Raw genomic sequence first — 12,930 nt, 5'->3', positions numbered from 1 at the left:
AATCGCAGATTTTTACAAGTTACATATACTATACTTAAAGTGACCCACTTTATTTTGGAGGTTCTTGTTTATGACAACTTACCATTTCATTGGTATCAAAGGAACAGGAATGAGTTCGCTTGCACAGATTCTTCATGATTCTGGTGAGAAGGTTCAAGGATCAGACGTTGAGAAACGATTCTTTACACAAGACGCATTAGAAGCAAAGAATATAGAAATCATGCCTTTTACAAGAAACAACATCAAGGAAGGCCTCACGATCATTGCAGGGAATGCATTCGGCGAAGATCATGAAGAAATACAGGAGGCAAAGGCCCAGGGGCTGCCGTTCTATCGGTATCACGATTTCCTTGGGGAATGGATCGGGAAATATACGAGCATCGCTGTTACAGGCGCGCATGGTAAGACGTCCACAACCGGTCTGCTTGCTCACGTACTTACAGAAAATTATCCCACTTCCTACTTGATCGGTGACGGGACTGGAAGAGGGCACGAGGAAAGTAAATATTTCGCATTTGAAGCCTGTGAGTACCGCAGACACTTCTTATCCTATGAGCCTGATTATGCCATCATGACAAACATCGACTTTGATCATCCTGATTATTTCACCAGCATTGAAGACGTGTTTCAAGCGTTCCAGCAAATGGCTAAACAAGTCAAGAAAGGAATCATTGCCTGTGGAGATGATGAACACCTTCAGCATATCCAGGCAAACGTTCCTGTCCTCTATTATGGACTTGCTGATACGAATGATTTTCAAGCTCAGAATATTCAGGAAAGTGCAGAAGGCACGACCTTTGATGTGTTTGTCAGAAACAACTACTACGACACATTCACCATTCCACAGTTTGGAAATCATACCGTATTAAACGCACTTAGTGTCATTGCACTCTGTCATTATGAAGATATGCAGCCCGAACAGATCAAGAAGCTGGCGACATTCAGCGGAGTGAAGCGCCGCTTCCAAGAGAAGCAGTGGAATAGGCAGGTTCTCGTCGATGATTATGCGCATCATCCGATTGAAATCAATGCTACGATCGAATCGGCCAGAAAGAAATACGGAGAACGCCCGGTCGTCGCGATTTTTCAGCCGCATACGTTCACACGTACAAAGACGTTCTTGAACGAATTCGCGGACAGCCTGAAGGAAGCAGACCATGTATTTCTTTGTGATATTTTTGGATCTGCCAGAGAGAATGAGGGCAAATTGTCCATCACTGATTTGCAGGAATTGATTCCAGGAGCAAAAACGCTGCAGCTTGATGAAACACAGCAGCTTAAAGAATATGAAGACGGGGTTCTTCTATTCATGGGTGCTGGGGATATTCAGAAGTTCCAGGAAGCTTACGAGCAGGAAACGAAGTGATAAAAACGTGCGGCGTTCCATGAAAGCCGCACGTTTTTTACATAAAATATAAATAAAAAAGGAATTTTCGGTTATGATATCGAATATGTCCAATTAACGTAACCTTCACGTTTACCTGTATACGCTTTAGGGTATATACGGGACTGTGTCGATTACATAAGAAGGAGTGTGCAGGGGGAATGATTATTATTCTTTACATTGCTGCGTTGATTGCAGCAGTTGCATTTGCCGTTCTTGTCATATTCTTAGCGAGAACGCTGACAGCTGTTCGCAGGACGATGAACAACGTGGCTGACACCCTTGAAGGGGTAGAGAAGCAGATGGAAGGCATCACCATGGAGACGACTGCCTTATTGAATAAAACAAATAAGTTGGCGGAAGACGTCGGTGAGAAATCCCAGAAGCTGAATACGCTTGTTGACGGTGTTAAAGGTATCGGCGACACGGTGCAGGAATTCAACCATTCGATCCGTTCCTTCTCCAAAGGTTTGAACAAATCTGCAAATGAGAATACGGATTCGGCGGCTCAAGCCATGAAGTGGGGGCATGTAGCCATCAATTTGTGGAAGAAAGCCAAGAAAGAGGATCTTAAATCTTAAAGGAGGAATTGATGATGAATCAAAACAAATCACAAAGCAACGGAAGCGGCAAAGACTTCGTACTGGGCTCACTGATCGGGGGGCTTGTCGGTGCGGCTGTCGCCTTACTTCTTGCTCCGAAATCCGGACGTGAATTGCGCGAGGACATCAATCATAGCTCTAGCGAGTGGAGAGAACGTGCCGGCGAATGGAAAGACGTCGCCTATGAGAAAAGTGGAGAGTGGAAAGACCGCGCTGTCCAGACATCCTCTACACTTTCCAAGTCTGTGTCGGAAAGATCACAGGAACTTGGTGGTAAAGTGAAGGATAAAGTGAAGGGTCTGCGTACCAGTGAAGAAGATGAAGCGGAAAGAGCAGCTCAGGAAGTGGCGGAAGCTATTGAAGAAGCTGCAAAAGAACTGGAGAAACAGCAGGATTCTGCTACATCTACCAACCTATAATAAGGAGACGATGGGTGCGGGGAACCGCTCCCATCGTTTTTATTTCAGGAGGTCGTAAACACATGGAAGAGAACATCATTGAGACAATGGACGAGTTTGAGAAGATTCGAAAAGAAGCGGGTTCCTTCTTTTTGTTGAAGCATAGTTTTACCTGTCCGATCAGTGCAAATGCGAAGGGACAATATGACAGGTTCGCAGAAAGATCCGAGTACCCATGTTATACCTTATACGTGCAGACGGCGCGGCCGTTATCCAACTATGTAGCGGAGCAGTTCTCCATCCGCCACCAGTCTCCCCAAGCTATCTTTTTTAAAGAAGGAGAAGCCGTTTGGGATGCCAGCCATGGGTCGATCACCGAGGAACGCCTGTCCCACGCATAAAAGTATTCAAGAACGTGCCATAATTCACCGGCGCGTTCTTTTTATGGGTATTTTCGGACGGTCCTCTCCAGGTAAAATCCAACTTTTTCTACAAATATCAAGTGAAAGCCCTTAATGGGGGTGACAATAGTGAAAAAGTCAGCTATAATTGCCCTTAATTATTATATTAAATTACAAATTATTTTAAAATTCATGCTAGGGGGAGAAAGAAATGAGTAATCAAAATCTTGATCAGCTGCGTAGTCAATTAGACGACGTTAATTTGCAGCTTCTGAATTTAATCAATAAACGCGGTGATCTGGTAAAGGAAATTGGCCAGATTAAAGAACAGCAGGGCATGAACCGCTTTGATCCAGTGAGGGAAAGAGCGATGCTCGACCAACTCTCCCAACATAATGACGGACCGTTCGAAGATTCCACGGTCGTTCATCTATTCAAAGAAATCTTTAAAGCGGCACTGGAGCTTCAGGAAGACGATCACCGTAAAGCGCTGCTTGTATCCCGTAAGAAAAAGCCGGAAGATACAATTGTAACGATCAATGGAGAAAAAATCGGTGATGGCAACCCGCATTTCATTATGGGGCCATGTGCTGTTGAAAGTTACGAGCAAGTATCGGAAGTAGCGAAGGCTGTTAAAGACCAAGGATTGAAACTTCTTCGCGGCGGAGCATTCAAACCGAGGACGTCGCCATACGATTTCCAGGGTCTTGGTATAGAAGGTCTGAAGATTCTTAAGCAGGCCGCTTCCGAGCAGGGCTTGGCTGTCGTCAGTGAAATCGTCAATCCGGGAGACTTGGAAGAGGCGCTTGACTACCTTGATGTGATTCAAATCGGTGCACGAAACATGCAGAACTTCGAATTATTGAAAGCGGCGGGTTCTGTCAATAAACCGGTTCTTCTAAAACGCGGTCTTTCCGCTACCATTTCTGAATTCATCAACGCAGCCGAATACATTATCTCAAGAGGGAACGAAAACATCATCCTATGTGAGCGCGGAATCCGAACGTATGAGAAAGCGACGAGAAACACGCTTGATATCTCGGCCGTTCCAATTCTGAAGCAGGAGACACACCTTCCTGTCATGGTCGATGTTACGCACTCCACAGGCAGAAGAGACTTGCTTCTTCCGACAGCGAAAGCGGCCTTGGCGATCGGGGCAGACGGAGTGATGGCCGAAGTTCACCCGGACCCGGCTGTTGCACTTTCCGATTCAGCCCAGCAGATGGATATTCCTACTTTCCGTACCTTCATGGAAGAGTTAACCAAATAAGCTTTTCTGAGAAGTTAGGCTGATCGTTCAGCCTGGCTTCTTTTTTTTGAGATAAATAAAAAAGAACTTTTGCAGCAAATGTGCAATTCGTTATAATGTTAAGGGTACAATATTTGTAGAAAGTACACGAATATTGCGCAGGTAAGCGATTTATCGTATGATTGTTCTATTGAATAAATGGATCGAAGGGATTTCATAAGGAGGAAGCAAGATGAATGTAACGATATATGACGTAGCGAGAGAAGCCAATGTTTCCATGGCGACCGTATCACGGGTGGTCAATGGAAATCCGAATGTTAAGCCGGCAACAAGAAAGAAAGTACATGAAGCGATCGAACGTCTGGGCTATCGTCCGAACGCAGTAGCCCGTGGACTAGCAAGTAAGAAAACGACGACGGTCGGAGTTATCATTCCTGATATTTCCAGTATTTTCTTTGCCGAGCTTGCGCGTGGAATCGAAGATATTGCCACTATGTACAACTATAATATTATTTTGAGTAATTCCGATCAAAACAAGGATAAGGAACTTAACCTCATCAACGCTATGCTCGGAAAGCAAGTGGACGGCCTGATTTTCATGGGCGGTAATATTACAGAAGATCATATCCGTGAATTCAAGACGTCTTCTGTACCGATTACGTTGGCTGCGACGGTCGATGAATCGATGGAAACTCCAGCTGTCAACATCAATTATGAAGAAGCTGCCTATGATGCAACCAAATTACTGTTAAGCCACGATCACGATCGTGTCGCATTTATCTCTGGGCCGGAAGAGACGATCATTAATACGCAGAAACTGGAAGGGTACAAGCGCGCCATGAAGGAAAGCGGAGCTGACAAAGCGGAAGATCTTATTATCACGGGGGATTACTCCTATGATTCCGGACTGGAAGCAGTCGATCAAATGATGGAAATGGACAATCATCCGACAGCGGTTTTTGTCTCCTCTGATGAAATGGCTCTTGGAGTGATTCACGGTGCTCAGGACAAAGGACTTCGTGTACCGGAAGATATGGAGATCTTTGGCTTTGATAACACGCGCCTTGCTACAATGGTCCGTCCGACGCTCTCCACCGTTGTTCAGCCGATGTATGATATCGGTGCCGTTGCTATGCGCCTGTTGACGAAACTAATGAATAAAGAAGAAGTGGAAGAGCAGAACGTCATTTTGCCACACCGAATTATTGAAAGAAACTCAACTCAGTCGAAATAGTACCGATATTAAAAGTATTACGGTACTTTTTCCGAACTGAGGAGAGATTGGCATGACAAAAAAAGATTTAATGACTCCGATCGGAATTACTATTGGATTCATCATGGTAATGTTCGGTATTATGTCCAGTGCAGGATTCAGCGGGGTCACATCATTTATACAAGCTTCTTCCATCATCATCGTTATCGGCGGTTTGGTCGCTGCGTTAATGGTCAACTTCAACGTAGGTGAGGTGAAACTCACCTTCCGTGTGATGAAAGAGGCATTTAAACAGCATGATAGGAACCTGAGGGAACTGATCAGCTTATTTGTTCGATTATCAGAAAGGGCGCGACGAGAAGGACTGCTTGCGTTGGAAGCAGAGCTCGACGAAGTGGATGATCCTTTCATTAAGAAAGGCATTCTTCTTGCTGTGGACGGAATCGAGCCTGAGGTCATCACAGATATCATGAAGGCCGAAATCAATGCAGTGGAGGAGCGCCATTATCGAGGTCGGGCAATCATTGAGAAGGCGGGGGAGTATGCTCCTGCCTGGGGAATGATCGGGACTCTGATCGGTCTTGTACTCATGCTGCAGAGCCTGTCCAATCCTGCAACACTCGGGCCTCAGATGGCCGTTGCCTTATTGACCACTTTTTATGGAACACTGTTGTCGAATCTTGTGTTTATCCCAATGGCTGGAAAGCTTGAGAATCGTACGGATCAGGAGATCTTCATGAAACAGGTGGTTATTGAAGGCGTCATTGGAGTACAGTCCGGGCAAAATCCGAAAGTACTGGAAGAAAAGCTGAGCGCTTTTCTTTCTGACGAGGACAAGCGTTATGTAGAAGAAGAGAAGCAGGCGGAATCTATGGGAGAAGCTGCTAATGAAGCGTAACAGGAAGAAGAAGCAGGGGGGAGCCCCCCAGTGGATGACTACATATGCAGACATGATTACATTAATCCTTGTCTTCTTCGTCCTGCTTTTTTCCATGTCGCAGATCAACCTCGTCAAATTCGAAGCGCTTGCGGAATCATTCCGTAATCGGATGATCTTCGACTTCTATCCGTCGGCAGTGGAGAATGACTACCCGACGGAACAGGCGAAAGCGCAGGAAAATGGAGAAAAGAACAATGAGTACGAACTGCCTGATGATGATAAAGAACAGGACAAGGAAGAGAAGAAGGATGCCGAAACGGAAGACCTGGAAGAATTGAAAGCAGAAGTGGATGAGTATATAGAAGAGAATGAACTAGGTGATATCATATCCGCTACTCAGACAGAGCGGGGGGTGGTACTCGTTTTGGAAGAACAACTGCTGTTCGAGACGAGTAGTGCCGAGGTGCTGGATGGCGCCAAGCCGTTTCTTTCGAAGGTTGGCACGCTGCTTGACAACATTCCGAACTTTGTCAAAGTCGAGGGGCATACGGATAACAGACAAATTTCTTCCTTCCGTTACCCTTCCAATTGGGAACTCTCCGGAGCGAGAGCCAGCAGTGTGATACGGTACCTGCTGGATCAAACCGAGACGCTGGATCCGAAGAGGTTCACTGCGGTCGCCTATGGAGAAACGAGGCCGATTGCTCCGAATGATTCAGAGGCGAACTGGAGTAAGAACCGCCGTGTCGAAATTGTCATACTGGATCCTGAATATGAAGGCAGTAATTGACTTCCCGGGCCGCTACTTTTGTAGTGGCTTTTTGTTTTTATAATGGCATCCGACTGACCATCCGCCCCTTGCATCTGAAGAAGTCATCTTCAGCAAGCGGAACGGTTTTGCATCCCTTATGTAAGATAGAGCTTATACCTATGTATCCATGGGTTTTTATCCGCATTAATTTTCTTTCGGGCTCAAGTTTCCCGACAGCCAGAAGAAAGGCCCCTATTAATAATTAGGGGCCTTTCTTGTTCTTTCTAGGATGGATTGTATTTTTTCTGGTTATGAATGAGCTGTAACATTTTTTCAAGCAGCTTGGCATTTTTTTCGGTGATTTCCTGTTTGCGCGGAATCGGCTTGTATCCGCCGGCAGGATCGTGCCAAGTGTAAGGCAGGGAAACGGGAGCTTTCTTCTGCCATTGGGTGACCCACGCTTCCGGGATGTCCCCATGAAATGGTTGTCCTTCCTGCATGATCCGCCATAACTGGGACCATGCTCGTGGAACAACACGCCAAATATCGTAGCCTCCTCCGCCAAGGGCAATCCACTTTCCGTCGCAAAATTCATGTGCGAGCTCATGGGCCAGCTTTGGAATGGTTTCATAGGTTTTCATCGTTGAACATAAATGCGTAAGAGGGTCGAGGAAATGGGCGTCTGCCCCATTCTGCGTAACAATGACGTCTGGTCGGAAGTAATCAACAATTTCTCTGAAAGCGGATTCATAATTAGTTAAGAATGATTCGTCTTCTGTGAAAGCATCGATGGGTAGGTTAAAGGAGTAACCGTATCCTTCCTTCAGTCCGCGTTCGTTCACATTCCCTGTGCCTGGAAACAGGTACCGCCCCGTTTCATGGATCGAGAACGTACACACATTTGGATCGTCGTAAAAAGCCCACTGCACCCCATCTCCGTGGTGGGCGTCGGTATCGACATACAGCACTTTGCAATCGTATTTTTGACGCAGGTACTTAATGCCGACAGCTCCGTCATTATAAATGCAAAAGCCGGAAGCTTTCCGCTCAAAGCCGTGATGGAGACCGCCTCCAAGGTTCAAAGCGTGCTGGACCCGTCCTTCCATAACAGCGTCGATGGCGGACAAAGTACTTCCAACCAACAGGCGGGAGGCGTCGTGCATTCCCTGGAAAATAGGTGTGTCCTCTGTGCCTATGCCGTATTCCAAACCCTCTTCATCTCCGAGTCTTCCTTCACCGGCTTTCTTGACAGCCTGTATATAGGATTTACTGTGCGCGAGCGCCAACTCTTCTTCTGTAGCCATCCGCGGTTGGATAATATCCGTTGATTTCAATGCATCCATGTTCTCCAACAGATCCTTGGTCATAACCACCCGTAATTGATTGAAGGGATGGTCCTCACGGAAATGGTAGGTAGTGAAATCGTCCGAATACACAAAACCCGCATGGCAGGTCATACAGACATCCCCGGTAATTTAGGCCACAGGACATCGTAGCCTTCTTTCGTCAAATCTTCGATGGTTGGAAGGGGATTCATCGTCTGGATGCGGACGACAATTACTTTATAAGAAGAGTCGGGCTTATACGGATAAATCAGGACGGAACTGATGTTCACTTTTCGCTTTCCGAATACCGCCATCACCTGCGGCAGGATCCCAGGCTTGTTGATGACTTTAATCTCTATTTGGGAGCTTTGCACATTCGTACCGGTCAGTTGAATCATTGTATACAGCATGTCTTTTTCTGTGACAATGCCTACGAGCTTATCATCTCTCGTTACAGGAACACAAGCGATCTCCTGCTCATAAAAGATGGAGGCCGTCTCTTCGACGAAATCAAGGGGGTGAACCGTCGTTACCGGTGATGTCATGATTGTATGGATCGGCTTCTTCCATTCCTGGGGATTGCTGTCTTCGTCGAAAATGGAAGGACTGGCATCGCGGACATCGCGATCTGACACAATGCCGATGACCTTATTCTCTTCGTCCACAATTGGAAGATGGCGGATATGATGCTGATGGAGCAGTTTCATCGCCTTTTCAATCGTTTCGGAAGGGGGGAGCGTAATAACCTCTTTTTTCATAATTTCTTCTACTAACATACAGCTACCTCCTCATCTGGCGGTATTGATGTCTTGCTAAGAAACGGAGACGATCGAAGGCTTCTATAGAAGCTTCGGGAACGTTCCTTCCTACCTTTACCATTAAACAATTGGCCGGGTGGGAAATGATCTCGGGATCGTCGGTCGGGGCGGGGGTCAAACCTCCTGCGGCCATCATCTTTTCCATCACTTTTCGGTAGTCCCAAATATTGAGGCCGGTTCCTTTTAAGTCCCAGTGCCAGTAATATTCGGTACTGATGATGATGTAGTTCTCCATATAAGAATCCATCATGGAAACTTTAAGCAGTCTGGAGCCAACCCTGTAACCTCGAAAGGAGGGGATGACTTCGATCGCACCCAGTTCTATCAGGTCCTCCATGCCACCTTCCGACCAGCGTTCCAGAGGATCGGGGTGAAGGTATGTAACATACCCGACGATGATGTCGTTGTGTCTGGCAATGATGATTCGGCCTTCGTCAAAATCTGCGATTTCTTTGACTGCTTCAAACTGCTTCTGAGCGGGGCGGAAAGCGGTCAGCTGTTCGTGGAAGGTATAGGACGACAAGTCCAGAGAAGAAAGGGGGCCTTCCACGATCACGGGACCTTCCTCCGTATCGATCGTTTCACGATAATAGGTTTTTTCATGGTTCATTCCGTCACCACCTGAAAAATTAATAGAATCTTGTTGTCTTCATTATACATGAAAAGTATAACTTTTAAATTGGAAACCAAAAAGGGAGCTCTCCTCCTATGGAGAGAGCTCCCTTTTCGTTCCATATCCTTATTCTTCCGGTGTCTCTTCCTCCTGATTCTCTTCTGGAGGAGCATCTTCTGTTTCTTCTTGTATTTCTTCGTCCGCAGCAGCTTCTTCCGTGTTCTCCGTATCTGCTTCTGCCGGTGATTCTTCGGATGAATCATTCTCTTCCTGCTCAGCAGGTTCTTCGTTCTGCGGTTCACTCTCTTCGGTTTCCTGCTTCGGCTCCGGCTCTGGTTCCGCGCCGGGGTTTCCAACGGTTACCGGAGAAGATAGGGAGGACTCTTGTCCGAAATAATCCACTGCCTTCACGGCGTAGACGCCGTCTCCGGAAAATTTATAGGAGGTGGAAGCTGTGCTTCCGATGAGAGAAAAGGATCCGCCGGGGGAGGCAGCCGTGTAAACACGGTACCCCACGACATCGCTGCTTCCGGAAGCCTGCCAGTTCAGGGTTGATCCACTTACGGAAACGGACCCGGGCGCACTTGGCGCCTTCCCGTCGTTATCAATCGAGGATTTCGTCGAACCGATGGCATCGGAAGACGGAAGCCCGACTTTGTTCCATTTGGCGTTATTCGGAATCAATGCCCGTAATACGGCAGGGCTTGTGTATCCATTCTCCTTCAAAAATTCCGGGCTGAGTGTGACTCCGCCGCCGTCAAGAATGAACTCTTTTGGAGTATTCGGTCCAGCTTGAACCAAATTGCCTTTCACGCGGACGAAATTGCCGCTCACGAGGCTGTCGTCTGTTTTCGTCGGTGCGTAGTCTGCATCATAAAGATCAGAGGCAGCGAGTCCGACGGAAGAACAAAGATCAGAGGTGAGAAGCCCAGATGTTGCGCAATAGGATCTCGTTACAAGTCCGCCCGGGCTTTGGAAGTTATCTTTCGGAATCATCAGCTCCGGATCGACTTCCGAAGCGGCGTTGACGACGTCGGCCCATAATCCTTGCGTCCGCTGGTTGTAATTCATCCCCTGCATGTTGCCTTCAGCAAATCCTGTCCACATGCCCACGGTTACGTTCGGATTGGTCGCGACAAACCACGAGTCTTTTGTCGCCTGGGAAGTACCCGTTTTACCGGCCCAGTCAACGCCACGGTTCTGTATCAATCCTTTGACGCGTGATCCGGTACCGTAGTCGAGGACATCGCGCATGACGTCGATCGTCAGGTAAGCGGCCTGCGGGCTGAAGACGTCGGTTTCCTGCTTCTTATGCTGATAAATGACGTCGCCGTCTTTTTTCTCTATTTTTTCGATCATATAGGCATCTACGAATTTACCCATGTTCCCGAACGTGGCATAGGCGTTGACGTTGTCTTCGACGGTGATTCCATGTGTAAGTCCACCAAGGGCCATGGACTCGTTTCTGTAGTCTCCTTCAGCCAAGTGCTCTTTCATACCCATTTTATCTAAGTAATTCTTCACCGGGTTTATATTTCTTATTTCGTTGTATTGCTTGACAGCTGGTACGTTATAAGACTGGGCAAGTGCATACCTTGCTGAAACAAAGCCTTTATGCCCACGGGAGAAGTTCCGTACCTCTTTACCCGGCTGATCTCTATAGGTGTATGGTACATCGGCAATGACGGAGCCGGGCTGGGCGGCTCCCGTGTCGAAACTTGGACCATAAACAAGAAGAGGTTTCATCGTACTACCGTTCGATCTCCGTGCCTGGGTGGCGTGGTTATAAGGGTTCTCATCGAAATCATAGCCGCCGATGAAGCCGTAAATCTTCCCGGTTGAATTTTCGATGATGATGCTTCCGAGCTGTAAAGGGCTGTCTATCTTGTACGGCTCTCCTTTTTCGTTATAGACCGTCTTTTTTCCCCATGGCCAATTGGATTTTGTGTATGCATCCCGTACTTTTTGCATAGATTCATAGACTTCTTTGTCAATCGTCGTATGAATCTTATACCCGCCCGAGCTCAGCTCGCGTTCCGCAAGCTCTTCATATTCCTGGGCAAGTGCTTCGTCTTCCTTCAAATCTTTCTCTGTATGGCCGTTCTGTTTCAACAGATAATCTTTAATTTTCTCTTTTGCCCGTTTCTGAATTTCCTGGTTGATGGCAGGATAGGCGCTGTTGGCTGTCGTCTTAGGTTCGGTCAACGTCTCCCCACTTATTTCGAAAGCCATCGCCTTGTCGTATTCCTCTTTGGTGATATATCCACCGTCAAGCATCCGCTCGAGCACTTCATGCATCCGGTTGATGCCGGGTTGAAGCAGCTCTTCTTCTTTAATCGATCCATCATTATAAAACGGTGTATACGCGAAAGGGGATTGCGGCATCCCGGCAATATAAGCGGACTGGGCGAGCGACAGTTCATCCGCGTTAATGCCGAATATACCTTGAGCAGCTGTCTGGATGCCCGCGATGTTCTGCCCGTTTGCATTTCTTCCGAACGGGACAATGTTCAGATAGGCCTCCAGGATGTCGTCCTTATTCATAAATTTCTCCAGGCGCAGAGCGAGTACCATTTCCTTTGCTTTCCGCTCGAAGGAAACTTCGTTCGTCAGGATCTGGTTTTTCACAAGCTGCTGGGTCAATGTACTTCCTCCGGTTTTGACAGAGGAATTAGTCACTTCCTGGACGATCGCGCGCATGACAGATTTTGGGACAACTCCTTTATGTAGGTTGAAGTTTTCGTCCTCTGTTGCAATGATCGCGTTCTTCAAATGATCGCTGACTTGATCGAGGGAGACTTCTTCTCTATACAAATCGGAGCTGACATCACCGATTTCCGACTCATCGTTGAAAAACATCGTCGAGGTTTCGGCATAGTTATAAATCGTATCCGTCATGTCGGCCTTGCTTCTCAACGGCTCGTCTTTGACGAGAGAAGCGAAATATCCGGCACCGACGCCTCCTGCGAAGAATAAGCCGACGACACCGATGATGATGAAGAACAGGATGACGTTCCAAACGACATCATAAGTGATCCTGGTCTTCTTCTGGATGGCTCCTTCTTCCCACAGGGTACGGAAACTCTTTCTATTTCGACCTTTCTTTGGGTTATCAGACATAATAATACCTCCTAAAAAATCCACCCATATTATAACACACCCCGTCATCTTAGGACATCATTCGCTCGAAGGTGCAGTTGCATTTTTCATGACGATATGATAAAAATAGAGAACATAGTTGAATAGAAGCGCGTGGAACGATTGAAGTAAACAGCAAGTCCCTGCTGCAGAGAGCT

At 47.1% G+C, this 12,930-nt stretch carries 12 protein-coding genes and 1 other annotated feature (1 of these 13 running past the window's edge); of the genes, 8 read left to right on the top strand and 4 right to left on the bottom strand.

The genetic code is table 11. The features are described from left to right. Positions 1–70: 70 nt before the first annotated feature. From murC to motS, 8 genes are all read left to right on the top strand, one after another. Positions 71–1,366: a UDP-N-acetylmuramate--L-alanine ligase gene (murC, locus tag QRD89_RS13210; RefSeq protein WP_286095428.1), complete on the top strand. Its 1,296-nt coding sequence runs from the start codon at positions 71–73 to the stop codon at positions 1,364–1,366. Positions 1,367–1,545: 179 nt separating this feature from the next. Beyond that, positions 1,546–1,965: a DUF948 domain-containing protein gene (locus QRD89_RS13205; protein WP_008635444.1), complete on the top strand. Its 420-nt coding sequence runs from the start codon at positions 1,546–1,548 to the stop codon at positions 1,963–1,965. A gap of 11 nt (positions 1,966–1,976) precedes the next feature. Beyond that, a complete protein-coding gene (locus QRD89_RS13200; protein WP_064503479.1) occupies positions 1,977–2,405 on the top strand; it encodes a YtxH domain-containing protein in 429 nt (142 codons plus the stop codon). A gap of 62 nt (positions 2,406–2,467) precedes the next feature. Then, the gene (ytxJ, locus tag QRD89_RS13195; protein WP_286095427.1) at positions 2,468–2,785 is read left to right on the top strand and encodes a bacillithiol system redox-active protein YtxJ; all 318 of its coding nucleotides are present in this window, start codon (positions 2,468–2,470) and stop codon (positions 2,783–2,785) included. 211 nt (positions 2,786–2,996) lie between these two features. Next, entirely contained in the window at positions 2,997–4,055 is a 1,059-nt protein-coding gene (locus tag QRD89_RS13190; RefSeq protein ID WP_026577088.1) for a bifunctional 3-deoxy-7-phosphoheptulonate synthase/chorismate mutase, read from the top strand. Positions 4,056–4,266: 211 nt separating this feature from the next. Further along, positions 4,267–5,268, top strand: coding sequence for a catabolite control protein A (gene ccpA, locus QRD89_RS13185; protein ID WP_008635440.1), 1,002 nt, complete (start codon positions 4,267–4,269; stop codon positions 5,266–5,268). Positions 5,269–5,320: 52 nt separating this feature from the next. After that, a complete protein-coding gene (gene motP / locus QRD89_RS13180; protein ID WP_286095426.1) occupies positions 5,321–6,145 on the top strand; it encodes a flagellar motor protein MotP in 825 nt (274 codons plus the stop codon). After that, on the top strand, positions 6,135–6,917 hold the full coding sequence (gene motS / locus QRD89_RS13175) for a flagellar motor protein MotS (protein ID WP_286095425.1): 783 nt from the start codon (positions 6,135–6,137) through the stop codon (positions 6,915–6,917). The genes motP and motS overlap by 11 nt, the downstream gene beginning before the upstream one ends. Before the next feature lie 245 nt (positions 6,918–7,162). Here motS and QRD89_RS13170 read toward each other — a convergent pair whose 3' ends face one another. From QRD89_RS13170 to QRD89_RS13155, 4 genes are all read right to left on the bottom strand, one after another. Then, entirely contained in the window at positions 7,163–8,335 is a 1,173-nt protein-coding gene (locus tag QRD89_RS13170; RefSeq protein WP_286095424.1) for an acetoin utilization protein AcuC, read from the bottom strand. Further along, positions 8,332–8,979, bottom strand: coding sequence for an acetoin utilization AcuB family protein (locus QRD89_RS13165; RefSeq protein ID WP_008635431.1), 648 nt, complete (start codon positions 8,977–8,979; stop codon positions 8,332–8,334). The genes QRD89_RS13170 and QRD89_RS13165 overlap by 4 nt, the downstream gene beginning before the upstream one ends. Before the next feature lie 4 nt (positions 8,980–8,983). Continuing rightward, positions 8,984–9,631 carry a GNAT family N-acetyltransferase gene (locus tag QRD89_RS13160; RefSeq protein ID WP_008635429.1) on the bottom strand — a complete coding sequence of 216 codons (648 nt, stop codon included), beginning with the start codon at positions 9,629–9,631 and terminating at the stop codon, positions 8,984–8,986. A 129-nt stretch (positions 9,632–9,760) separates the two neighbouring features. After that, complete coding sequence (locus tag QRD89_RS13155) at positions 9,761–12,754, bottom strand: transglycosylase domain-containing protein (RefSeq protein ID WP_286095423.1); 2,994 nt, start codon at positions 12,752–12,754, stop codon at positions 9,761–9,763. A 124-nt stretch (positions 12,755–12,878) separates the two neighbouring features. Beyond that, positions 12,879–12,930 (top strand) — a binding site (T-box leader); it runs 158 nt beyond the window's last position.

The organism is Halobacillus sp. ACCC02827 (assembly GCF_030291935.1).
Classification (GTDB): Bacteria; Bacillota; Bacilli; order Bacillales; family Halobacillaceae; genus Halobacillus.
This window is presented reverse-complemented; position numbering and strand designations above follow the sequence as displayed.